This window comes from Streptomyces sp. NPDC058620 (assembly GCF_042717135.1).
Classification (GTDB): domain Bacteria; phylum Actinomycetota; class Actinomycetes; order Streptomycetales; family Streptomycetaceae; genus Streptomyces.
In genome coordinates this window covers 1-22,267 of record NZ_JBHXQO010000080.1, presented here as the reverse complement: position 1 = coordinate 22,267, position 22,267 = coordinate 1, and the positions used below count along the sequence as shown (strand labels likewise).

The window sequence follows — 22,267 nt, the reverse complement described above, 5'->3', positions numbered from 1 at the left end:
CGACGCGGAGCCCCGCGGCGTCGTGGTGGGCGCGGACCGTAGTGGAGTCCACGCTGACCAGCGACAAGTCTGTTTGCTCCGCGCGGGCTGCCTGAGCGATCAGACCCATGAACTCCATCGTCCGCTCGATCTTGCGGACCGCCGGAGCGGCGGGACTGGCGCGTTCGAAGTGCTCGCGGGCCTGGCGGACCCGCTCGACCTGGGCGTGATTGACCTCGTGCCGGGCCCGGTCATCGGACATGGCCTTGAACGCGACATCTGGCCGGCGCAGGAGGCCGGTGGTGACCTCGGTGGCGACGGACTCGTCACGGGTGAGCTCTTCCACGACCCGGACTTTGTCCTCCCGGCTGACCTGGGCAGTCACCGCCGGGCGCTTCAGGAGGCCGGTGGTCACCGCCGCGGCGACGCCTTCGTCGCGGGCCAGGGCATGGATCGCGCTGACCTTCTCCTCAGGCGAGATGGGAGTCTCCACCTGGTTGCCGACCCGGCGGCTGGCGTCATCGACCGACCAGCGGCTCTTGCCCCTGGGCGGAGTGCAGATCGCGGTGAACCGCTCTTCCTCGTCCTCGATACCCGCCAGGATGCGGTGGACCTTGAACGAAACGTCCGGCCTGCGATGTTCCTTGGGCCACCGCGAGGCGGTGAACCGGGCTGCCTTGACCGCGCTGAAGGACAATCCGATGTCCTCCGCCAGCCTGGTCAGCGAGTCGCAAACGACTGGTGTCCTCTCGCCCGCAGTCCGTCCGCCGTGCTCACGCATCGGCTCGATCTCCAGAGAACGGTCCCCGATGACGAACGACCCCCGGGACTGTTGCTCGACCACTTCGCGCAGCTCAGCGACGATCTGTTCGTATCGCTGTTGGCTGACGCTTCCGACCTCGATGTGACTTTCGGGCATTGGCTTTCACCACCCCGAGCGGACCGGGCACGGCTCTCAAGACCGTGACGGAACGCGGTCCGCTGCCCTCACAGCGTCAGACCGGAAAACCTCTGATCGCAACAAACCCCGTGGAACTGAACGGACTTGGACATAGCGTGACCGGATGGGCGTTCGCCCTGCGGTTACCGTGACCGTTCGCCGAACGATTCGTTCCGGGCCCGCCAGGCCCTCACCTTGCACCGCCCCGAGCAGTACATGGCATTCGACCGCCGGTCCAACCCGGCGATCCACCGCGTCCCGCAGACGGTGCACTCCACCACGCCGGCCCCATCCCGGACCGCCGCCAGCCGCTTCCGCAGCCTCTGCTGACGACGCCATGACCTGGAACGACAGGCCGACGAGCAGAACACCGCACCCGGACCGGCCCCCGGCGCCAGAGCCTCATCACACCCCCGGCACCGACGCTCACCAACCCGCCCAGCGCCAGCCAACACCCCACCAGATTAAGCCGTCAGAGCAGCAAATCAGGGGATCGCAAACAAGTACTGACGCGGCCCCGTCGCCAGAGCGCGGAATCGGGGGCCGCGGACTGCACCGGCCCGACGTGGGGGCCCAAACCAGTGCGTGCGTCACACGGCCCAACGCACCACTCACCCGCAAGGACACGTTCCGCGTCAACTCGAAACGCTTCCCGCCTCCTGAGAGGACGCTCCTCACGCAGTCGCTGCCGTCGAGCTAAGGGCCGGCCCGCGTCGATGTGCGACTTGATGAGGTCGGTAATGAACCGGCGGCTGCGGTCAGGGTCGAGGGCCTGGGCCTGGAGGTGGTCGTACATCATGCTGTAACGCTGCACGTCGAATGGTTTCTTCAGGTACAGGTCGCTGGTGAACTGCTCCAGATACACCCCCTCCACCTCGGGGCTGTCGGCGAACCTCAGAATGGAGAACTGCCTCGACAAGCCCGGGTGAGCCCCCACCGCGTACGGGAGGACCCGCACGGTGATGTGCGGCTCGCCGCTCAGCGCGTTCAGGTGCTCCAGTTGCTCGCGCATGACGTCGGGAGAGCCGACAACACGGCGCAGGGCCGACTCATCCAGGACGACCCACAGACGCAGCGGGCACGCCGGGTCATAGATCCGGTGCTGACGGCGCAGCCGCACCTTCAGGCGAACGGCCGCCTGTTCGACGGTGAGCAGGGGGATCGTTTCTTCGATGACGGCCTGGGCGTAGGCGGGGGCCTGCAACAGACCAGGGACCACCAGGGGCTCATAGGTGTGGATCGAGGCAGCGTCCGTCTCCAGGCCGATGTAGACGCCGTGAGGGAGGTCTCCGTAGACGTTCCACCATCTGGCTTCGTTCACTTCCTCGGACAGCCTCCTGGGCCAGCCCGTGGGGCCCTGTTCGCGTTCCGCGGCGGCCTGATCAGGCAAAGCCGGGCGGCAGCTCATCCGGGAGGGCGGCCATCGTATCGGTGAGAAACCTCGCGAGGCAGGACCCACATGAACGTACCGGCCGAGCTCGGATTCACGCCGCGCCTCCAGCTCCCCCCTTACGGGTGGTTTGCCACCAAAAGCTGATGAATAGCGCAAAAGCACGCATAGCGTGGCTTCGCCGCCGTCTATGGAGGCGGCGCCTACCACGTGATTGGGAACCGGCATGTTCAAGACCAAAAAGGCTCGTGTCATCGCATGGACCAGCGGCGCTGCCGTCATTGCGGCAACGGCGCTGGGCGGGGTGGCAATGGCCGCTATCGGAGGAGCGAACGCCCCCTTTGCCCAGGCATCCGCAGTGATCAACGCCGACGGGTCCGTCTCGCGGTCCAAGGGCGTCGCCGACGTCTGGCTCGGCCCGACGAGCGGCCGCTTCTGTGTACGACTGTCCGACACCCGGCTGAACGTCAACGAGCTCACGCCGGTCGCCACCCTGGACACCGGCGGCTGGCCCGGCCGCATCTACATCGAAAACCGCACCAGCAGCCAGTGCAACAACCGCGCCGACACCATCCTGGTCGTAACCACCAACCAGAACGAGGGCGGCGACTACAAGCCGTTCTCCCTCCTGGTCCCCTGACCTTCCCCTCCCCCACAGCGCCCCGGTCCGGCCACACTGCGGACCGGGCGCAGCTTTCCCCGCGTCGTGCGGCACTCGGGGCGCTCTCAGGGAAGTCCTCACCAGATGCGATCGCCGAACTCACCAGCCCGCTCGCCCCCGGCGACGCCCGCAGGTGAGGCGTGGTGGTCGGGCCCGGCCACCACGCTTCACCTGCCAGGCAGGGGTGCTTACTTGTTCCAGCCCAGCCGCTTGGGCGGCTTCTGGTTCCTGATCCGCGCGTCGCGTTCCGCGGCGTCGTTGGCGCCCAGCGAGCCGTACGGGCCGCTGAAGGGCACGTGATAGTACTGCGGGTCGTACAGCGCCACCAGGAACGGCAGTTCCTCGTACTCGTTGTCGGTGTCCTCGAACTCGTAGCTCCGGTCGGCTTCCACGACCAGGACCTTCCCGGACTGCGTGCACTTGCCGTAGTCGATGAAGCCGGAGATGTCCTCGACGGTCGGCGGCTGCGACACCATCTGCTTGATCCGGTACTGCTCCCGTTCGGGCATCTTGTCGAAGTTGGAGTCAATGCCAAGCCAGTACAGGTCGATTGCCCGGCGCACCTGCTCCTCGGGGGCGGTGACCAGCCCGTCGGTCCAGTAGCGGCCCGGGTGGCGGACAAACTCCTCCACCTTCCGGCCCTTTCTCTCAATCTCCGGCGTCGCGGTCAGGATGCCGTGCCCGTCGAACGGGTCGTTGATCCGCAGGTCGGCTTGACGGGCCCGCATCGCTTGGCCGTCGACGGCGACGGTCCCGGGGAAGAAGAAGGCGTCGGGGATGTCGATGTACAGGGCGAGGCCCTTGTTGACGATCGCGCGGCGGACCTGCTTCCCGTTGAAGGTCCCGGACCTCACCACCGTGTCGGCGTGGGCCTGACAGCCGGCCACCGCCCCCGCGTAGTCCGCCGGGTCCTGCGCCCGCTCGGCCCACTCGCCGTACAGCTGCACAATCATGCGTTCCCCTTCGTAGCTACTTCGGGTCACCATTCGACCACGAAGCGTGCTCGTTACGTGGGCCGTTTCACGTCATCAGCAACGGGCGCTCCCGCGACACCAATGCGGGCCAACACCTGAGCTGACATCGCAAGGCCCAGGCAGGAGTCTCGGCCCACGGCAGAAGGCCGCCGCCCTACCGCCCGCGCTGACCGATGCCACGTTCCGACCTGTCGGCAAACGATCGTTTGACGACAGGCGGCTGACGCGTCCAATGAACCCGTGCAATCCGGGGGCTCGCGGCGGCGCGAATCCAATCAGATCCGATGGTGATTGCTGACAGGGTTTGACGACAGATGGGGTCCGCTCCTCCGTACGGAAGGGGCCTCTCGGCGATGACGACGGCCAGGACGAGTGAGCCCGGTATAAGGGGCGGCTTCGGCATCGTGAGGGCCATGGCCGTCTTCGAGCTCACCGAGGACCGGAGGCGGGCGGGCTCGACGACGAGGAGGTGTAGCCGGGCGGGTCAGACGGTCCAAGCGCCCTGTGCGGCAGCAGTGCGGGCGTAGTCGGTGAAGTCGCGGGGCGGGTGGCCCAGCACCTTTTCCACGTCGCCGGTGAGCGAGTTCAGGGCGCCGGAGCGGATGTCGGCGTACATGCCGATGGCCAGCTGCACCCATTCCTCGGGCACGCCGGAAGCGCGCTGCTCGGCGGCGTACGTCTCGGCGCTCAGCGGGGTGTAGCGGATGTCGTTGCCCGTGGCATGGGCGATGTCGGCCACGGCGTCGGCGAAGGACATCAGCCGCGGTCCGCTGAGCTCGTATGTCTGCCCGGCGTGTCCGTCCTCGGTCAGGGCGGTGACGGCGACGGCGGCGATGTCCTCGGCGTCGATGAACGCCTCCTCGCCCTCTCCGGCCGGCCGCCGCACGTCACCGGTGCGGACCGCGTCGAGCAGAAAGTCCTCGCTGAAGTTCTGGAAGAACCAGCGCGGCCAGAGCACGGTCGCCTCCAGGCCGGCCGCGCTCAGTGCCTGCTCGGCCGCCGGCACATGGTCGATGTCGAGGTTCGGGGTGTCGAGGTGGGGAAAGGAGACCAGCACCGCGCTCCGCACCCCGGCCGCGGCAGCCTGGCGGGCGAGGGCAGCAATGTTCTCTGTCGCCTGCGCGCTGCCCAGATCGGGGGTGACCAGGTACATCCCGGTGACGTCCCGCAGGGCGGGTGCCCAGGTGGCCTGGTCCGTCCAGTCGAAGCGGACCTGGCTGGAGCGGGATGCCGCCCGTACCGGCATGGTCTTGTCCTGAAGCTGCTGCACCACACGGCGCCCGGTCTTGCCTGTGGCGCCGGTCACCAGAATCGTCTCGTTGCTCATGCCTTCCAGCGAACCAGCCGACGAGAGGGGCGGCCATGGCGAGCACGCTCGTATCCATGCTCGTTCGTCTACGCTGACCAGCATGAATGCCCTGGAGCCGACCGGCACGGACCCGCTCACGGACCTGCTGAGCGGGGTACGGACCACCGGGGCGATCTTCCAGCAGCCGGCCCTGGCCGGCGCCTGGGCCGGGCGCTTCGAGGACGGCTCCCCGCTGGCGCTGGCCGTGCCCCTGCGCGGCCCCGCCTGGATCACCCCGCACGACGGTGTGCGGGTGCGGCTCGACGCGGGCGATGTCGCTGTGCTCAGCGGCGGCACCCCGTACGTCATCGCCAGCGACCCCTCTGCCCAGCCGCACGTCGTCATCCGTCCCGGCGGACGATGCACCACGCTGGACGGGCGGGAGCACAGCACCACACGGGGCGTCGGCACCTGGGGTGCACCGGGGCCGGACGACCCGGTGATGGTCAACGGCCTCTACACCGTGGAGGCCGGCACGCCTGCCCCGCTGCTTGCCGCGCTGCCCCCACTCGCCGTCATCCCGACCGGGCAAGGGCCCTGTCCCGTCAGCCTGGTGGCTCTGGAGGACGCCGCCCGCCCGGCCCCCGGCCAGCAGGTCCTCCTGGACCGGATGCTGGACCTCATGCTCATCACCGCCCTGCGTGCCTGGTTCACCCGCCCCGGCGCCGAAGTCCCCGCCTGGTACCGCGCGCACAGCGACCTGGTGGTCGGGCAGGCCCTGCGGCTGCTCGACGCCGACCCGGCCCAAACGGAGGGGGCATCCGGTCAAACGGGCGGCCCGACCACCGTGCCCGGACAAAGCAGGGAGCCGACACGTCTGGCCGCAGAGCGCGGGGCACAAGCCGTACGGGCTGCACCATTCCAGGGCGCCCTTGGAAGTGTCCGGCTACCTGACCCGGATCCGGGCCGGCCGCCGTAACCGCTACACCATCGACCCGCCTGTCGCTCTGCGTCATCCTTCGGAGTCCGGCCACCCCGTCGGCGACCTTCTCGGCGCCTTCCTCCGCCCTGAGGGCACACCCGCCCCCGAGTCGGCCGGGCCGTCGGCAGCACACACCTGAAGTGGCGGTCGCGTGGGCCGATCTCCGGGCGCGTGCCCCTCGGCTGCGGGAGCGAGCGCGCTGCGGTGGAATTCTGCGGCCGGTGACAGCCGTCACGGACCGCCAGGTGATGACCATCCGCGTCCCAGCGGTGGGCCAACTCGTGTGTAGAGCGGTTGTCTTCGGCATCGAGTACGGCAGCCCGCATCCAGCGGGGCCCCTCGCGGAAGTGCACCCTTCTTGGCGCCGGTCGCGCTTCGCATTGTCCCTACGAGTCCTGTCCGGAACTCGCGCATTTCTCTCCCGCAGAAGCGAGCTTCGACTGCTGAACCACCGGCGCCGTCGGAACTCGCCTGCAGAGCCAAGTGGCGGGACGGCGCGGGGTGTGGTGCTCTCGAATGGTGGGTTCGCCCTCGGATACGCCCCAGTGGAGGCTTGCGGCTGAGGATCGTGGTACCCGCACCCCGTGTCTGCCGTCCTGTACGTGAGGAGCGCGCGCATGCTTGTCAAGAAGCTGCACGACATCGGAATGACCAGCGAACATGCTTACACCGCTGCTTTCGCCTCGATCGGTCTGTCGGTCGCGTCCTGGGTGGTGTCGGTGAAGGCGGAGTCCCGTGGGGTCGAGCGGGCTGACCGGTGGGGCATCTTCGTCGGGGAATGGGCCCCGACCTTCTTCGCCCTGGGCCTGGCACTGGCCAACCACGAGCGCGACGAGATCTTTACCCCCACGAAGGTCGGCGAAGACACAAGCATCTGACCCTGTCGGGCTTCTGTACGTGCCCGGCCTGCCGTCCCACAAAGCGTGCGGCCGACGAGCATGAGAACCCGGGCACACACGCGGCCGGACTGCGGCTTCTCGAAGCCGACGGCACAGCCCCGGTAGACGCGGTATCTGAGATCTACCCATATGGCCTGCAGCGAGCATGCCTGTGCGTGAAGGGAACGCAAGATGACAAAATCCCGTACGACCGTCATGATCGCCGCCTGTCTCGGAGCCGGTGCTCTGAGCCTCGGTTCTGCCGTTCCTGCCGGCGCGGCGCAGGCCGAAGACACGGCGACGGTCTCGGTCTTCCACGCAGTTCCCGGTCTGACGGTGGACGTCTACGCGAACGGCGACGAACTCCTGCCGGACTTCAAGCCCGGCACTCTCACCGACCCGCAAGAGCTGCCGGCGGGCTCCTACGACCTGAAGGTCTTCGAGGCCGGTGCCGACCCCAAGACGGCAGACCCTGCGATCCAGAAGACGGTCGAGGTACCCGCCGGAGCCAACGCCACCGTCGTTGCCCACCTTTCGGCCGACGGCAAGCCTCAGCTCAACGCCTTCGTCAACGACACCTCGGCTGTCGCAGCGGGCAAGTCGCGCCTGACGGTCCGGCACGTTGCCGCCGCCCCAGCCGTCGACGTCCGTGCCAACGGCACGGCGGTGTTCAAGGGACTGGTGAACCCGAAGGAGGACACCACCGAGGTCGACGCGGGCACAGTCTCCGCCGACGTGGTCCTTGCCGGCACCGACACCGTCGCCATCGGACCCGCTGATCTGAACCTCAAGGAAGGCGCGAACAACGTCGTCTATGCCTGGGGCAGCGCCGACGAGAAGAACCTGGCCCTGAAGGTCCAGACGGTCAGTGGCGTGCACTCGCCGCCCGGCGGAGTCGACGCCGGCGGAAACGGTGCGACGGCCTCGGGCAACTCCTCCGACGCGTGGATGTCCTGGGCAGCAGGCGCAGGGGTGCTCACCCTGATCGGGGCACTGTCCATAAGGTCCCGGGCACGGCAGGATGCCTGACCGCGCACAACACCGTGCGAAGTGGCGCACGGCAGCGGCAGGCTCGGCCTGGTCTGCTGTCGCCGCCGGCTCGGCCGCGGCCGCAGTCACCGCATTGCTCTTGTTCCCCTCCGGTGATCCGGGACCGCCGGCCGGTTTCGGGCAAGTGCCCGACGGCGGCCGCGGTACGGGGACAGCCGCGAACCCTTCTGCCCGGGCGGCAACGCCGACCGGGCAGAAGCCCGTTCCCTCCATAGGGGCCACCGACCAGAACAGCACCACCAGGACCCCAAGTGCTCCACCGGTTCGCGTCGTCATCTCGAGAGCCGACCTGTCCGCCCGCGTCGTTCCTGTCGGCGTGCGGGACGACGGCCGGACCGAGGTGCCGGCCGACCCCGCCCAGGCGGGCTGGTACCGCTTCGGGCCGGCGCCGGGCGACGCTCACGGCTCGGCTGTCCTCGTCGGACACGTCGACTCACGTACAGGCGAACTCGGCGAGCTCGCAGCCCTCTACGACGTACGCGCCGGCGACCGCGTCGATGTCCAGCGAGGAGACGACACGACGATCACGTATGAGATCGTCGCCCGACGCATCGTCAAGAAGGACCGGATACCTGCCGACGTCTTCCGGCGTGAAGGCGAACCCGTCCTCACCCTCATCACCTGCGCGCCCCCACACGACCCCGACCGAGGCGGCTATCAGAGCAACCTCATCGTGACAGCCGTCCGCTCAGCGTCCTGAGCGGTTTCTCTCTCGCGCCCGCCCGGACCCAGGGGGCTGTCGAAAATGGGCCTTGACCCCGGGTTTTGGACACCGGAGACACTTGGATCTTGATGGTTCAGGAGAACGGAGTCCCCGTGGGGATGAAGCACTATCCCGCCGAGTTCAAGGCGGATGCTGTCGCGTTGTACCGGTCGGGGCCGGGAGCGACGATCAGGTCGGTCGCCGGGGATCTCGGGGTGAACACCGAGACACTGCGGAATTGGATCCGGGCTGCCGACGGGCGCCGCCCAGGCGCCCACTCCTCGTCGGGGCCGCTGCGCAGGCCGGCGACGGTGTTCAGGCAGAGCTCGCCGCGGCCCGGAAGAGGATCCGCGAGCTGGAGGAAGAGCGCGACATCCTGCGCAAGGCGGCCCGGTGTTTCGCGACGGGGACGCGCTGGTGAACCGCTGCCAGTTCGTTGAAGATCACCAGCGCCGGTTCGGCGTGAAGCGGCTCTGCGGCATTCTCGGCCTCTCCCGGTCGAGCTTCTACTACTGGCGCCGCACCGCGGCGGCGGGGGCGGTCCGGCAGACCGCAGAAACCGAGCTCGCGGCCCGGATACGCAAGGTCCACCAGGAATCCGACGGCACCTACGGTGCCCCCAGGATCACCGCCGAGCTCCATGACGAGGGCGGCCCGGTGGTCAACCACAAGCGTGTCGCGAGGATAATGCGGACCATCGGGCTCGAGGGAGTCCGTCTGCGCCGCCGGCACCGCACCACCGTCGCGGACCCGGCCGCCGCGAAGGCGCCGGATTAGATCGGCCGTGACTTCACCGCGGCCGCAGTGAACATGAAGTACGTCGGCGAAGGGGTGGGGATCGGGGGCCCGGTAATGCTCATCCCAGAAGACGGCCACGCCCTCTTCCTCCGTCAGGATCCGCCCCAGCCGCTGCTGGTACAACGAGACGAAGTCGTTTGCCCACACCACCGGCGCCAGGTGCGTGCCCACCTGCGCGTTCCACGAAGGGAACATCTGTGTGCGCACCAGTTGCCAGGCCAGCGTCCGTCGCAGGATCTGCAGACTCTTTGCATCCAGTGACAAAAACCCGTGGCGTACTGCGCTCACCACAAGCGCGGCTTGGTGATCGACTTTCTCCGCAAGATACGTCTCCAGGGCGATCCGCTGCATGCCCTGGGCCCGCAGGTCGGTGTTGAAGTTCCTGCTCTTGGCCGCGCTTGTGACCGGCGTCCGGTGTTCCCGACCGTCACGCTGGAGCCCGGTGATGTGACCTTTCTCGGCGAAGGCCCGCAGCCAGAACTTCGGGACCAGATGGTGCTCTTTGGCGATTTGTGCCCCCATGATCGGGAACCTACGGGTCGGACGCGACGCGGGCTTCCCTATTTGGGCAGTCGTGCCGGCGGACATCAGGGTGTGTCGCCGGAGTAGTACAGCGCGTGGCCGCCGGGCCACCGGGAGAGCGCGGTGGAGAGGGCGACGCCGTCGTCGACTTACTCCGGCCGCCAGCCCGTGATGTTGAGCAGTAGTCCGTCCAGCGGCCCGCCGACCAGGGCGGCGTCGTCTGGTGCGGGAGCGGGCCGGGTTGGGGTCGTCGTGGTCGTGGCCGTATACTCGGCCGCGCAGCAGCTGTTCGTCATCGGCGTTCATCCGCGCCAGCCTTCCATCCGCCACCGACATTGCCGCGGTCCCGGCGCCGGCCTCAGCTGCGGTCCCCCGCTGGGCGCAACCGTCCAGCCAACGGTTCAGCCCTCTTCCGGTACGACCCTCTACGCAGCGGCCGCAGGGCGGGGCAGGCACGGCGTGGGCCAAGTCGGCTCCCACCTCCAAGCCGCCCACCGCTCCGCCTGCGCGAAAATCCCGGAGGGTTCGGCGAGCATCGCCAGGACCTCACCGCGGGCGGCCTCGACGGCCCGGTGCTCGGTGTCGGACACGATGCCGAGCCGCCGCACGTGGGCGTACTCGTCTTCGTCCTTCCACTCCCAGCGGGTGAGGTCGGGCGTGACCACCAAGTGCACGGCGAGGTCGAAGGTGTCGAACCCGGCATCGGTACGGCGGGTGGGGTGCTCGAAGTTGACGTACCAGTTTCGCAGCCCGCCCTCGGTGAAGAAGGCGTTGATGCTGAACCACGCCGCTGGCGGCTTCCACAGCAGCAGCTCCGTCTCCTGCATCACCCCGGGCGCCAGCTCCCACTCCCCCGTCGCCATCGCGTCGAATGCCTCCGTGCGCACAGACCGGTCGCCGTCGACGCGGGCCTTGGCGTACAGGGCTGGCCACAGCGCTTGAGCGCCGGGCGCGCAGGCGGTCGCCAGCGCCTCGCCGGAATCGGTGATTACGCGCAGCGCCTGTTCGCTCCACACCTTCCCGGAGCGGTGCACGTCGCGCCGCACCACCGTCTCCCCCGCCTCAAAGGTCTCCACCGGGTGCCTCCCTCGCGAGCCCGGCCGGGACATCCGACCACACGGGCACCACCTCAGCGCACAAGGGCGGGGCGGGCAAGCCGCCGTTCGGGGCGGCTTGCCCAGGCTCCCCTTGGGCTTGCCCAGCCGCTCAGGCTTGCCCGGCCTCACTCCCCCACAGCGGGCGGGCGAGCCCGGCCCCGCCGCAGTGGAAGCAGCGGCCCGAGCGGGCAGTTCCCGGCGTGCCGATGGTGTCGGCGGCGTCCAGCAGGAGCCGGGCGAGGCCGGTCAGGTGGTCCTTGTGCAGGGCGAGGTCGTGGCGCCTGCCCACCATGATGTCCAGGGCGACGTCTGGGCCGAGGGTCCGGGCGTCCCAGCTGATGCCGCGCGTGGCGGTGGAGATCATGTCGTGCAGGTCGCTGGTGGTCTGCGTCCCGGTCAGCTGTATCCGCGACGCAAGGACGACGTCCGGTGCCTGGACAAAGGACAGGACGCCCGCCGGCAGGACGAACGGCTTGAGGCCGACGACAGGGTCGCTGTGCGTACTGCGCAGCCGGGCCAGCGCGTTCCACATGTAGGTGCCTGAGCCGTACGGCCAGGCAGCCGCGGCCGCGATGTCCTGGTGCTTGTCCCGCCTGTTGCGCCTGATGCTCACGGGTCTCCTCAGCTGGTAATTGCGTCGACGTCTCCTTGGTACGCCGAGATCCGGGACGAGGGCATCGCCCGACTCTCCCCGCTCAAGCACTTGCGCTGGGGGCCGACGGTCCGGCCTCAATCCTCACTGCTCTCGCCGGGACCGGTCGACAACGCGACGGACTGGACGAACTTCGTCAAGCGCGACTGGACCGGCAACATCAGCAGCCGGCGAAGCGACAGCATAGAAGTCGGTTTCTCTTGTTCGTGAGCACCGGCATCATGGTCGTGGGTAGGTGCGTACGGAAGAGAGCGAGTGCGACGGGTGTCTGAAGACGGGCAGGCGGATCTGACGGAGCTGTGGCAGCAGCGTTGGCCCAGTTGCCCTCCGGTTGGGTACAAGCTCCGTGACCCGTACCGGGATGTTTGGGTACGTTTTCACAGTCTGCCGGAGTCGAAGCGGTACGCGGAGGACGAGAGCGAGTACACCGTCGTCCTGGAGCGTTACAACACCGTCCTCGATGAGTTGTTCGCTGGTGCGGACGTGTATGTGATCACACCGCTCTGGACGACCGAAGCTGAGGTTCCGTCATCGCAGCCCGTCACGGGGTATTGGCAGAGCCTTTTGGTGGAGGACGATCCCGACCCTGAGTTCCGCACGTGCTGCCACCTCTTCGCCGCCCGCCGACCCTGGCGGCATGGCTGCATCGACGAGACGCTCCGAAACATCGCCGACGACAAGGTGGCGGGCGTCCTCATCACCGACACCCGGATGCAGCGCGTCCACCACCCCTACGACGGTGGTGCCGACGTCTTCCTCGCCACGCCCGAAGAACGGGACCGGATGCGCGATCGGCACGCCGACTGGCTTTCCTGTCATCCGTCGGGTCTCTGACCGGCTCGAATCGCCGCCCCACTCAGGATGGTCTCCACCGCAAGCACCGGGTTGAGAGGCTCCACGAGTTCCTTGGTAGCGACAGCCACGAGACGCGCGGGCGCATCACCCTCCAGCAACGCGCTCACGTACTCGATGGCCTCCGCAGGCGAGAGCACGGGCAGCCTCTTGCGCAATGTCCGCACAGCATGCATGCGTCTGCGCGTAGGCGCGACTTCGCGGAGCACATCGTCCACCGCGGTGCGAACCGGCAGCCCACGTATACGGGCTCGGTAGTCGTCCTCCCACGCCCCGGTCACCGCAGAGACGACGCCAACCCTGATACAGCCCCCGTTATCTTTTTCGCGGTTCTGCAAGAGGGCCGCTGGCCTCCGGGCCCGGCATGACTGTGTCCCCCTGTCGAAGGCATGACCTGGGGGGTGGTGTCACCGGGCCCGGGAGGTGCCGTCGGAGACGCTGATGAGAGGTCCGGCCACCGCCCGGTCCGGCGCAATGCCGGACAGCTCGCGGGCGGCAGGTCTGCATAACGTGGATGCGCGAGCACGACACCCGAGCCGAGGCCGGCACCGTCAACACCGCTGGAAGGGCAGCATGTTCGAGATCGACAACGTCGGCGTGTTCCTCGGCCTGGACGTGGGCAAGTCCGCCCACCACGGCCACGGACTGACCTCCGCGGGCAAGAAGGTCTTCGACAAGCCGCTGCCCAACAGCGAACCCAAGCTGCGGGCCGTTTTCGACAAGCTGACCGCGAAGTTCGGCACCGTTCTGGTGATCGTGGACCAGCCCGCCTCTATCGGGGCCCTGCCGCTGACGGTCGCCCGCGACGCGGGCTGCCGTGTCGCCTACCTGCCCGGCTTGGCGATGCGGCGGATCGCCGATCTCTACCCCGGCGAGGCCAAGACCGACGCCAAGGACGCCGCGGTGATAGCGGACGCCGCCCGCACCATGCCGCACACCCTGCGGTCCCTGGAGCTGACCGACGAGATCACCGCCGAACTCACGGTCCTCGTCGGCTTCGACCAGGACCTCGCCGCCGAGGCCACCCGCACGTCCAACCGGATACGCGGCCTGCTCACCCAGTTCCACCCCAGCCTGGAACGCGTCCTGGGCCCCCGCCTTGACCACCAGGCCGTCACCTGGCTCCTGGAACGCTACGGCTCCCCGGCCGCCCTGCGCAGGGCCGGTCGCCGCAGACTCGTGGAACTGATCCGCCCGAAAGCCCCCCGCATGGCTCAGCGGCTGATCGACGACGTCTTCGATGCGCTCGACGAACAGACCGTCGTCGTCCCCGGCACCGGCACCCTCGACATCGTCGTCCCCTCCCTGGCCGCCTCGCTCGCTGCCGTCCACACCCAGCGCCGGGCGATGGAAGCCCAGATCAACACCCTGCTGGAGGCCCACCCTCTTTCCGAGGTCCTGACATCGATGCCCGGCGTCGGCGTCAGGACCGCCGCCGTCCTGCTGGTCACCGTCGGCGACGGCACCAGCTTTCCCAGCGCCGCCCACCTCGCCTCCTACGCCGGCCTCGCCCCGGCCACGAAGTCGTCGGGGACCTCGATCCACGGCGAACACGCGCCCCGAGGCGGAAACCGCCAGCTCAAACGCGCCATGTTTCTGTCCGCCTTCGCCTGCATGAACGCCGATCCCGCCTCCCGCGCCTACTACGACAAGCAACGCGCACGCGGCAAAACCCACACCCAGGCTCTCCTCCGCCTCGCCCGCCAACGCATCAGCGTCCTGTTCGCCATGCTCCGCGACGGCACCTTCTACGAGTCCCGCACGCCCGCGGACGTCGAGCTCGCCGCATGACCCAAGCAAGACCAAATCACCCCGACAGGGGCGCCTTGACGAAGGACATAGAGGCACCCCCCCCCGTCGACACGGTCGACCAGGTACGGCCCGTTGCCTGCCAGCATGAACTCCGGATTCCGAGTGCGCATGAACTCCTCGGACGTCCAGTAGACGATCCACACCAATTCGTGCTCCTCGACGTCCACCACAGCCGTGCGCAGTGCCTCTGCGCCCCCAGCACGCCACGTTTGATAGTCGCGCTCCAGTTGTTCCTCGACGGCCCGAACTGCGGCTTCTCGCTCGATCACGCCTGCAACATCCCGTACCGGCCCCCTGCCGACCAGCGAATTCGCACGGCCCAGCGCCACGTACGAGGGGCCTAACGCCGGTACGGAATGGCGTGCCGCTCTACCGCTCGGCGGTGCCGTCCGCACCGTCAATCTCGTAGATCCGCCCTTGAAGCCGTTCACCGGCCCAGTCCAGCCCGACGCCCAGGTCAAACCAATGCCGATCCTTGCGGACGCCGGGCGGTGAGAGGTTCACCGCCGCCCACGAGAACACCCCCAGGAGGATGGAACGCCCGTGCTGCGTGGTGCGCACGGACAACGCAAACGGTGCGGCGAGTGCCGCGCGGGTCACCAACATGACCTGTTCGTACTCAGAATGTCGACGCCCACCTGTGAGAAACCGCGGCGTTTCCAGGATCTTGACCCACTCGACCACTGCGTCTGCCACCTGGGCGCGCAAGGACTCTTCGATGCCCTTCCGGACGGCGGTCGCGGGATCATCGCCGAGCCAGCTAAGCCAGTGATCAGGGTCAGTGAGCTTGCTGAAGTCGTCCTGCGGCACCCCGTGACGGGGATTCTCCTGGTACTCACCTGTCAGATTCCCGCTGCTGTCCACCAACCACGCGCCGCGGATCGCCTCGGGCGGTACGTAGCCGTTCGGGTCGTCGAGATACGTCGGGTCGATCTCGGCGACGCTGCCACCGGGATTCTCAGCAGCCGCCGCCAGTAGTGCCGGCTCGTTCGGTATGCCCTTACGTCGGCTTCGCGAGCCAAAACGCCCCACGTTCCCACCCTCCACCGTTGCCTGGCCAGTTGACCGCGATTGTGCCGCCCCGGTCATGACCGCATGAGGGGGCGTGACGGCGACGGGCGGGTGGGGAATCTCAGCGAGCCGCTCTCCCACCCCCAAGCCAGGGGTGGGAGATTTCCAAAGAGCGTCATCACAGGAATACGACAGCCACGGAACAAGTGCTCTGCGCCAGTACCGCTGCGCACCCAGGGCTGCTGTGACCCCTGCGCCCGGGGCTATGAGCCCAGCCCCGACACCTACTTCGCCTCCACGGCCCCGGTGACTCACCGGCTGGCCGCCTGATCAACGATCCTCCCGAAGGAGAAGTCACCGATGCTCAGCAGCCTCTTCGCCCGCCGTTCCGACGTGCAGGACCCGGCCCTCTGGACGCCGCCGGGCACGACCGTCGTCCAGCGCTACCGCAACACCCTCGGGGAGGGAGAGGGTGCGATCGTCCTTGTCTACACCGGCGACGGCGACCGCGGCCTCACCTACTTCGCCGCCGCCTGCCTCGGCTGCACCTACCGCGCCGCCAGCGACAGCCACCGGTCGCGCCTGACGGAGCCGGAGGCCGCCAACAACCACGCCGCCAGCTGCCGGGCAATGAACCGCGGCATCCCGGCCGCGCCCGACGACACCGAGGCCGCGACGATCGTGCGCTCCCGACTCTGGGACCTGCGCCAGCACGGCGCCTACAGCCCCCACTACGTCACCCTGCGCGACTTCAACATCGACCGTGTCGACCTCCAGCGCCCGGCCGAATTCATCAAGCAGACCATGAGCGTTTTCAGATTGGCCACTGATGGGATGACGGCGGCGAGGGCGCAACGCACGAGGCACCCGTGCCGTTGAGAGAGGTGTTCGACGTCTCAACTCATCAGTGCAGGTGCCTCGTTGGTCTCCTATCCTGCCGCACTCGACCTGCCCCATGCGTTGGTCGAGTGGGTCACCATGCTCATCGTCACCCGCGAGGGTGACCGCCGCTGCAAGCTCCCACCGCACCAACGCGCGCTCGTCGCTCTCGTGTACCTGCGCAAGCACGACACCCTGGCCCAGATAGCCGCCGGCTTCGGCACCTCGGTCGGCACCGCCCACGCTTACACCACCGCAGTGATCGACCTCCTGGCCGCCCAGGCGCCCGGCCCTGCTCAAGGTCCTGCGCGAGCACGAACCGCACTACGTACCGCTCGACGGCACGCTCGCCGAGTGCGACCGGGTCGGCGACGGCCGGGCCGATTACTCGCACAAGCACCGTCGCCACGGTGTGAACGTGCAGGTCGTAACCGATCCGACCGGGCAGGTGCTGTGGATCTCGCCGGCCTTGCCGGGCCGGTGCCACGACCTAACTGCGGCCCGCACTCATCGGATCATCCGGATCTGCGAACGCCAGGGCGTCCCCATCCTGGCCGACCGCGCCTACACGGGTGCCGGCCCCTGGGTCACCACCGGACGCAGACGCCCACCCGGCGGGCAGCTGACCCCGACAGAACGGACGGTCAACCGGGCACTGGCCACGTCCCGAGCGCCCGTCGAACGCGGGATGGCACGACTCAAGTCCTGGCGCATCTTTCGCAGATCGCGATGCAGCCCGAATCGAATGACGCCAATCGCCAAGGCCGTCCTCACCCTGGAGAGGCAGCGCTGAAAACGCTCAATGCTCCAGCTCACCCAGAGCGAGCCGCACTTCCTCACCGCCAAGCCCCACTCCAGCGGCACCGGCACCCAGTTCCTGCTCCAGCCGCACCCGCCCCGGAAGTAACCGCCGCAGCGCAGATCACAGGCACTCGAACAACAGCGGCGGCTTCTACGCGCCGCCACACCGCGCAGACCGTCGCCCCGGCCGAATCGGCCGGGGCGACAGCACTTCTGCAGGGCGACCGCAGCATCGGCAAGAGACCGGCCGCCCCGCCCCCCTTCACCCATGTCGAGATCAGGAGAACTCCAGCATGCATCGTCCCGCCGCCTTCGCCGCCCTGCTCGGACTGACCCGCGCCGCCAGCGCGATCGGCGACTACATCGTTAACACGGCAAAGATCGTGTCCACCATGTCGAGTGTCTCGGTACCGCGGCTCGCGACCGGGGTTGGCGGTCTCCTGTCGCAAGGTGCCGGTGTCGCGGTCGTGCGGCGTCGCGGTCTCGCCTCGGGATTCGCTCTTGTGGTTGGTCGCTGATTGACCTCCATCGATCAGATCGCCACCCTGGGTCGTCTTGCCTGTCGGACGACATCAGAACGTCAGTGGCCGACGACACGGGATGTCAGCTGGCTATGTAGGAGGGATTCGAGAACGTCTGTAGCCCAGCATTGAGAACACCCGGTTCCACGGGAAAGCGATGTCGCCGAGTTCTGGGTTCTGGCACAGATCTTGGGGAGTCGTCGCGGAGCGTTACCCCGTTGTTCGATTGCGAGGAGACGGGTTCGCGTGAGACCGCGTACGCCTGGTCGTCCAGCAATTAGAAATGACGCTCCATCAGGTACCCGCTGCTCGCTGCTGCAGCCGGTTGTGGCCGTGATGGTGCTGGTCATGCAGACCGATGCACCGTTCTGGGACTCTCTGGTGTTCGATGGAATCGACGAGGTGGATGTCGAGGCGGTCACGGCCGCGTTCGGCACGGTCGAGGTGGCGGCGAGAGGCCGCGCGGCCGGTCGGAGCAGCGATCGACGACATTGGTGAGGCCACCGGGCAGGCGTTCAACGCGGCCGGCTGCCGCAGTGTCAGCGAGGACATCGCGCTGCTCTCCTGGCGGGCGCAGCGCCATGCCCAGGCGGTCGGCCAGGTCAATGAGAACTATCCGCCAGACGAGTTGATGAAGACCATCGCGCTGGTTCGGCAGCTTTGTCGGGTCTGCTGTCTGCGGCGCAGAAGCCTGTGCTCACGCTGAACCGGGCGCTGGCCATCGCGATGGTCCAGGGGCCAGGTGCGGGTCTGGCCCTGCTCGACACCCGCGACGCCGACCCTCGCATAACCGGCAGCCACTGCCTCGCGGCGGTGCGGGCCCAACTGCTCGACCTGGCCGGTGACCACGAGACCGCAGTCACGCACTATCGCGCCGCCGCGGAGCAGACCACCAGCCGCTCCGAACGGGAATACCTCCTTCGACAGGCCCACCGAACCTCCTGAGCTGGCACGCTGAACGATGCTCGGCCGCAGCCTCGGGCTCTAGGGAAGTTGCCGCGGCACGGCCGGCTTCATGTCGCTGACCTGAACGTGACGGCTACGACACCTCACCGCGAGCGGAAATAGGATCGCCACGAGTGGTGTTGGTGAGGGAAGTTTGCCGTTTCAGGAGGGGTCATGCGAGCGATTCAGATGTCCGAAGTGGGCGGTCCCGAGGTGCTACGACTGGTCGATATTGATCAACCGACGCCGGGCCCGGGCCAAGCGGTCGTGGAGGTCGCCGCGTCCGGCGTCAACTTCCTCGACGTATACCACCGCCAGGGCCGGTACACTCTCCCGCTGCCCTTCACCCCGGGCACTGAGGGCACGGGCACGGTCCTCGAGGTTGGACCCGGCGTCACCCACGTCGCTGTGGGAGACCGGGTCGGCTGGGTGGAGATTCCCGGCACCTATGCCGAGCAGGCCGTCGTGGACTCCTCCCGGCTCGTGCCCCTGCCCTACGGCGTCGACTTCGAGGCCGCCGCCGCCGTGCTGCTGCAGGGCATGACGGCGCACTACCTCGTCAAAGACGCCTACCCGGTCCAGCCAGGCGACACGGTGCTCGTGCACGCTGCTGCCGGCGGCATGGGGCTTCTGCTGACTCAGCTCATCACCCATCTCGGCGGCAGAGTGATCGGCACAACCTCGACACCGGAGAAGGCCCAGCTGGCGCGGCGCGCCGGGGCCGCCGAGGTGATCCTCTACTCAACAGTGGACGATCTCGCGGCCGAGGTGAAGCGGCTCCATAGCGGCCAGGGCCTGCCTGTCGTCTTCGACGGCGTTGGCAGGGACACCTTCGATGCGAGCCTCGCCAGCCTGCGAACCCGCGGCCACCTGGTGCTCTTCGGCGCCGCGAGTGGTGCAGTGCCGCCCTTCGACCCCATCCGGCTCGCCGAGGGCGGTTCACTGACCCTGATCCGGCCAAGCCTCGGGCACTTCATCGCCGATCGGTCCGAGCTGCTCCGACGCGCCGCCGACGTGCTTGAATTGGTGCGCACCAAGGCGCTTGAGACCACCGTGACGGCCCGCTACCCGCTCGCCGAGGTCGCCCAAGCTCACCGCGATCTGGAGGCTCGGCGTACCACCGGCAAGCTACTCGTCATCCCGTAGGCACGGGGTATGGATAGCAGCCGGTAGCGGATTTCCCCAGGGAGACGCCTACCGCACCAACATTGGCTCCGAACCAGACGGGCCAGCACGACGGTCACGGCGGATCGTCACATACAGCGCAACCTTGGACACGGATACCCGCATGCGGGCTCCCAACGGGACAGCACACCGATCCTCTCACCGCAAGACCCCGACTGCCGTCAAAACTCGGTTCTGGCACAGATCTTGGGGAGCGGTCGCGGAGAGTCATCGCGGTGTTCGAGGATGGGGTGTCCTGTCTCGTCCAGTCGAGGCGTCTACTCAGCGAATCCAGTTGCTTGGCTGGTGCAGCCCATCATTCAGTCGTTCGGTTGTTCGCGGTGCAGGTGCTCAGAGCGGGACTGGAGGATGTCCAGGGCCTCGTGGATCGAGCAGCCGAGGTGGTCTCGGAACTGCTTGATGGCCTTGATGGGTCATGCCGCTGAGGATCTCCTCGTCCGCGAAGGAGAGCGGGCTGGCCGTCCAGGGGGCGGACGTGGGGTCTCCACCGGGCCAGTCGACGTCGTTCAGGGTGGCGAGCAGGCGGCCGTCCGCGAGCGCCACCGCCACGTCCATGCCGCGGGCCGCCTTCTCCGTGAAGGCAACGGGTGCGGTGTGGTCCAGGAGGAAGACGAAGTGCTGGGCAATACGCTGCCGCCACTCATCGAGCTCGCCGTCGCCGTCCAGGCGCAGGTTGGAGTTCCAGGCTGCCTGGGCGAGAACCGATACGAGCAGCCCGAGGAAGTCCGAGTTCAACAGGTCGTCCGCGTGCTCGATCAGAATCGCGAGGTCCTGGTTCCCATGGCAGGGACCGTGCCAGTCGTGGAGGCAGTCGACGAGCGCGTCCCAGTTGTGGCCGAAGTCGCCGAGGAACGACAGCTCCCGGGCGAAGGTGCGGAAGACGGACGCCGGATCCCGCATTTCCCGCCCGTCCAGCCGCAGGACCAGACCGTTTCGCTGCACGAGCGCGGCCGTTTCCGACGCCAGCCATGGGTCGGCCGGGGAGGTGAACACGACCCATGGGGAGCGGTGTTCCGTCAGAGTGGGCTTGGCCATCATGGGTGAGATCCTTGCACGGCATTTGCTCGGAGCCCGAGCGGTTAAAGGAGGGCAGATCGTGCTCGAAGAGCGCCGTCCACCCAGGTCAGGAGACTGCCGATGACCTTCTTCAATGCGAACGGACAGCGGGAGGGTTGAGCTTCGGCGCCGTCCTTGCGGGGCTACTGCAGCAGGATCATCTTCCGCAGCAGGTGGAAGCCAGCTCGTCCGTAGAACTGCCTTTTGATCTTCTTGATGCGGTTGACGGCGCCCTCGATGCTGCCGGAGCTCCAGTCGAGAGTGAGTCCGGCTGTCACGGCGTCGAGGTCTCGGAGCAGGTGCAGGGCGAAGCCGGTGAGACCGGGCAGTTGGCTTGCGTCGACTGCGTCGATCCAGGCAGGGAGCCTGGCGCCGAGGCGGTCGGTGAGTATTTCGGCGAAGTCTCGGACGTGTCCGGCGGCGGTGTCCAGTTCGGGGCAGCGTGCCAGGACATCCTTCAGACCGGCGCGGTCGTCCTCGCTCAGCGCGGTGGGGTGTCGGGTGAGCCAGCCGGTCACCTGCCGCACCGTCGGAGGCCGGGGCGGCGCGCCGGCCGGAGCCCCGCGGAGGGGGGCGATGTGGCTGCGGACCATCTGGTAGGTGACGGGCGCGTGGTCGGCAACGAGTTCGCTGTGGAGGCGGGTGACGCTGGTGCATCCCTCGGCGAATCGTCGCTCCAGGTAGGGCTTGTAGGGGTCCAGCCTGCTGGGCCGGGGCCGGCTGTCGCGAATGGTGTCCTGCCAGCGTGCGGCGTTCGCGTATCTGAGCACGGTGTTGAGGCCCCAGCCCAGGTGCCGGGCAATCGCCCGGCGCGAGTGGCCTTGGGCAAGGAGCTCGTGGACCAGGGCGTGCGCGGCCTTCTTTCGCTCAGCCCGCCGGCCGATGGGCGCCGGGTCGTCCTGCGGTCGGCCGGAAGTGAGTCGGGTGGCCTCCGGCAACATGCTGCTGGGCGAAGGGTCGCGCAGGCAGTCGCGGTGGGCGGCAACGCAGGTTTCCACGGCTCGGCCGAGGCCCTGCCACAGGTGGAACCGGTCGGCGACCTGCAGAGCGTCGGGGGCACCGCGTCGTGCTCCCTTGGCGTAGGCGCCCGCCCGGTCCCGGCAGATGATCTCCACGCCGGGGTGGCGGAGCAGCCAGGCGGCTAGTACTGCAACGGTGTTTGGTGTGACTGGTGGCCAGGGTGGTCGTTGGTCTGCTTATGGGTGGGGTACTTGGTGACGTGAGGGCGTGGGCGGCGGGTCTGGGAGAGTTGCACGAGCGGTTCGTGCACCGGTTTGCCCGGTCGGAGCCG

Annotated in this window: 22 protein-coding genes and 5 pseudogenes; 16 read left to right on the top strand and 11 right to left on the bottom strand. The window is 68.2% G+C overall.

The features are described from left to right. Positions 1-97: 97 nt before the first annotated feature. Positions 98-898, bottom strand: a pseudogene (locus tag ACFWSK_RS34875) (DUF6192 family protein); the annotation flags it as partial. A gap of 721 nt (positions 899-1,619) precedes the next feature. Further along, positions 1,620-2,309: pseudogene (locus tag ACFWSK_RS34870) on the bottom strand (DUF5753 domain-containing protein); the annotation flags it as partial. A 226-nt stretch (positions 2,310-2,535) separates the two neighbouring features. Between ACFWSK_RS34870 and ACFWSK_RS34865 the strand changes: the two are divergent. Next, positions 2,536-2,949: a hypothetical protein gene (locus ACFWSK_RS34865; RefSeq protein ID WP_383795332.1), complete on the top strand. Its 414-nt coding sequence runs from the start codon at positions 2,536-2,538 to the stop codon at positions 2,947-2,949. Positions 2,950-3,158: 209 nt separating this feature from the next. Here the strand turns inward: ACFWSK_RS34865 and ACFWSK_RS34860 are convergent, their stop codons facing one another. Next, on the bottom strand, positions 3,159-3,923 hold the full coding sequence (locus ACFWSK_RS34860) for a hypothetical protein (RefSeq protein ID WP_383795329.1): 765 nt from the start codon (positions 3,921-3,923) through the stop codon (positions 3,159-3,161). A gap of 505 nt (positions 3,924-4,428) precedes the next feature. Then, a complete protein-coding gene (locus ACFWSK_RS34855) occupies positions 4,429-5,271 on the bottom strand; it encodes an NAD(P)H-binding protein (RefSeq protein ID WP_383795326.1) in 843 nt (280 codons plus the stop codon). Between the two features lie 82 nt (positions 5,272-5,353). Here ACFWSK_RS34855 and ACFWSK_RS34850 point away from each other — a divergent pair, with 82 nt between their 5' ends. From ACFWSK_RS34850 to ACFWSK_RS34820, 7 genes and pseudogenes are all read left to right on the top strand, one after another. Continuing rightward, positions 5,354-6,211 carry a cupin domain-containing protein gene (locus ACFWSK_RS34850; RefSeq protein ID WP_383795323.1) on the top strand — a complete coding sequence of 286 codons (858 nt, stop codon included), beginning with the start codon at positions 5,354-5,356 and terminating at the stop codon, positions 6,209-6,211. After that, positions 6,159-6,353 (top strand): annotated as a pseudogene (locus ACFWSK_RS34845) (transcriptional regulator); the annotation flags it as partial. The gene ACFWSK_RS34850 and the pseudogene ACFWSK_RS34845, both read left to right, overlap by 53 nt. A 478-nt stretch (positions 6,354-6,831) precedes the next feature. Continuing rightward, positions 6,832-7,092, top strand: a complete 261-nt coding sequence (locus ACFWSK_RS34840) for a hypothetical protein (RefSeq protein ID WP_383795320.1) — start codon at positions 6,832-6,834, stop codon at positions 7,090-7,092. Between the two features lie 192 nt (positions 7,093-7,284). Further along, a complete protein-coding gene (locus ACFWSK_RS34835) occupies positions 7,285-8,121 on the top strand; it encodes a DUF4397 domain-containing protein (RefSeq protein ID WP_383795318.1) in 837 nt (278 codons plus the stop codon). Positions 8,122-8,458: 337 nt separating this feature from the next. Next, positions 8,459-8,842, top strand: coding sequence for a class F sortase (locus ACFWSK_RS34830; RefSeq protein ID WP_383795316.1), 384 nt, complete (start codon positions 8,459-8,461; stop codon positions 8,840-8,842). A gap of 92 nt (positions 8,843-8,934) precedes the next feature. Beyond that, positions 8,935-9,285 carry a transposase gene (locus tag ACFWSK_RS34825; RefSeq protein WP_383795338.1) on the top strand — a complete coding sequence of 117 codons (351 nt, stop codon included), beginning with the start codon at positions 8,935-8,937 and terminating at the stop codon, positions 9,283-9,285. Continuing rightward, positions 9,239-9,622, top strand: coding sequence for an IS3 family transposase (locus ACFWSK_RS34820; RefSeq protein ID WP_383795335.1), 384 nt, complete (start codon positions 9,239-9,241; stop codon positions 9,620-9,622). The genes ACFWSK_RS34825 and ACFWSK_RS34820 overlap by 47 nt, the downstream gene beginning before the upstream one ends. Before the next feature lie 219 nt (positions 9,623-9,841). Here ACFWSK_RS34820 and ACFWSK_RS34815 read toward each other — a convergent pair. The 3 genes and pseudogenes from ACFWSK_RS34815 to ACFWSK_RS34805 form a co-directional block, all read right to left on the bottom strand. Continuing rightward, positions 9,842-10,165: pseudogene (locus ACFWSK_RS34815) on the bottom strand (DUF4238 domain-containing protein); the annotation flags it as partial. A 425-nt stretch (positions 10,166-10,590) separates the two neighbouring features. After that, positions 10,591-11,241 (bottom strand): DUF402 domain-containing protein, encoded by a 651-nt coding sequence (locus ACFWSK_RS34810; protein ID WP_383795313.1) that lies wholly within the window; start codon positions 11,239-11,241, stop codon positions 10,591-10,593. A gap of 130 nt (positions 11,242-11,371) precedes the next feature. Continuing rightward, on the bottom strand, positions 11,372-11,875 hold the full coding sequence (locus ACFWSK_RS34805) for a hypothetical protein (RefSeq protein ID WP_383795310.1): 504 nt from the start codon (positions 11,873-11,875) through the stop codon (positions 11,372-11,374). Between the two features lie 303 nt (positions 11,876-12,178). Here ACFWSK_RS34805 and ACFWSK_RS34800 point away from each other — a divergent pair, with 303 nt between their 5' ends. Both ACFWSK_RS34800 and ACFWSK_RS34795 read left to right on the top strand, forming a co-directional pair. Further along, positions 12,179-12,748, top strand: coding sequence for a hypothetical protein (locus tag ACFWSK_RS34800; protein ID WP_383795307.1), 570 nt, complete (start codon positions 12,179-12,181; stop codon positions 12,746-12,748). Positions 12,749-13,339: 591 nt separating this feature from the next. Beyond that, positions 13,340-14,557, top strand: a complete 1,218-nt coding sequence (locus ACFWSK_RS34795) for an IS110 family transposase (protein WP_383795304.1) — start codon at positions 13,340-13,342, stop codon at positions 14,555-14,557. Here ACFWSK_RS34795 and ACFWSK_RS34790 read toward each other — a convergent pair. Then, positions 14,515-14,847 carry a YrhB domain-containing protein gene (locus ACFWSK_RS34790; RefSeq protein ID WP_383795302.1) on the bottom strand — a complete coding sequence of 111 codons (333 nt, stop codon included), beginning with the start codon at positions 14,845-14,847 and terminating at the stop codon, positions 14,515-14,517. The two genes, ACFWSK_RS34795 and ACFWSK_RS34790, sit on opposite strands and share 43 nt — an antisense overlap. Before the next feature lie 100 nt (positions 14,848-14,947). Beyond that, on the bottom strand, positions 14,948-15,610 hold the full coding sequence (locus ACFWSK_RS34785) for a hypothetical protein (RefSeq protein WP_383795299.1): 663 nt from the start codon (positions 15,608-15,610) through the stop codon (positions 14,948-14,950). A gap of 339 nt (positions 15,611-15,949) precedes the next feature. Here ACFWSK_RS34785 and ACFWSK_RS34780 point away from each other — a divergent pair, with 339 nt between their 5' ends. The 6 genes and pseudogenes from ACFWSK_RS34780 to ACFWSK_RS34755 all read left to right on the top strand — a co-directional run bounded on the left by ACFWSK_RS34780 (position 15,950) and on the right by ACFWSK_RS34755 (position 19,881). Then, on the top strand, positions 15,950-16,468 hold the full coding sequence (locus tag ACFWSK_RS34780) for a hypothetical protein (protein ID WP_383795296.1): 519 nt from the start codon (positions 15,950-15,952) through the stop codon (positions 16,466-16,468). 42 nt (positions 16,469-16,510) lie between these two features. Beyond that, positions 16,511-17,261, top strand: a pseudogene (locus tag ACFWSK_RS34775) (transposase family protein). Positions 17,262-17,562: 301 nt separating this feature from the next. After that, positions 17,563-17,787, top strand: coding sequence for a hypothetical protein (locus ACFWSK_RS34770; protein WP_383795293.1), 225 nt, complete (start codon positions 17,563-17,565; stop codon positions 17,785-17,787). 336 nt (positions 17,788-18,123) lie between these two features. After that, on the top strand, positions 18,124-18,288 hold the full coding sequence (locus ACFWSK_RS34765) for a hypothetical protein (protein WP_383795291.1): 165 nt from the start codon (positions 18,124-18,126) through the stop codon (positions 18,286-18,288). 195 nt (positions 18,289-18,483) lie between these two features. Beyond that, complete coding sequence (locus tag ACFWSK_RS34760) at positions 18,484-18,735, top strand: hypothetical protein (RefSeq protein WP_383795288.1); 252 nt, start codon at positions 18,484-18,486, stop codon at positions 18,733-18,735. 189 nt (positions 18,736-18,924) lie between these two features. Further along, positions 18,925-19,881 (top strand): quinone oxidoreductase family protein, encoded by a 957-nt coding sequence (locus tag ACFWSK_RS34755; RefSeq protein WP_383795286.1) that lies wholly within the window; start codon positions 18,925-18,927, stop codon positions 19,879-19,881. 369 nt (positions 19,882-20,250) lie between these two features. On the opposite strand, the gene ACFWSK_RS34750 is transcribed toward ACFWSK_RS34755, so the two are convergent. Further along, positions 20,251-20,958 (bottom strand): barstar family protein, encoded by a 708-nt coding sequence (locus ACFWSK_RS34750; protein WP_383795283.1) that lies wholly within the window; start codon positions 20,956-20,958, stop codon positions 20,251-20,253. A 161-nt stretch (positions 20,959-21,119) separates the two neighbouring features. Then, positions 21,120-22,091 carry a transposase gene (locus tag ACFWSK_RS34745; protein WP_383795281.1) on the bottom strand — a complete coding sequence of 324 codons (972 nt, stop codon included), beginning with the start codon at positions 22,089-22,091 and terminating at the stop codon, positions 21,120-21,122. Positions 22,092-22,267: the final 176 nt, after the last annotated feature.